The sequence below is a fragment of the Peribacillus sp. SIMBA_075 genome, from assembly GCF_046534585.1.
Genome location: NZ_JAWRYN010000936.1, coordinates 1 through 259 on the forward strand (window position 1 = coordinate 1; position 259 = coordinate 259).

Here is a 259-nt window from a genome sequence, read left to right on the forward strand (position 1 = left end):
CTAAAAGTTCGTCAAAATCTGCTTTAGGCTCTGGAGCGGGGAATACCGGAGATTTCTTGATATTAAATAATGGCATTAGCGCCACCAACTATGTGGATCCTGACTTAAATGATCAGAATATGGTAGGCAATGCATAAAGCGACTCCTCTACGCTCATTTCATTTAGAGGAGTGCTTTTTTATGCTTATTTCTTTCTGCGTTGTCTCGATTTTTTTGTTTTGACCAGCTTGCTTGCCGGCTGTTTTCGAATCCATTTGAT

At 40.2% G+C, this 259-nt stretch carries 1 protein-coding gene; it reads left to right on the forward strand.

Annotated elements, in window-relative coordinates:
• A partial coding sequence (locus tag SB775_RS31010) for a spore germination protein (RefSeq protein WP_410865109.1) occupies positions 1-137 on the forward strand: 137 nt, incomplete at its 5' end.
• Between the last annotated feature and the right edge of the window lie 122 nt (positions 138-259).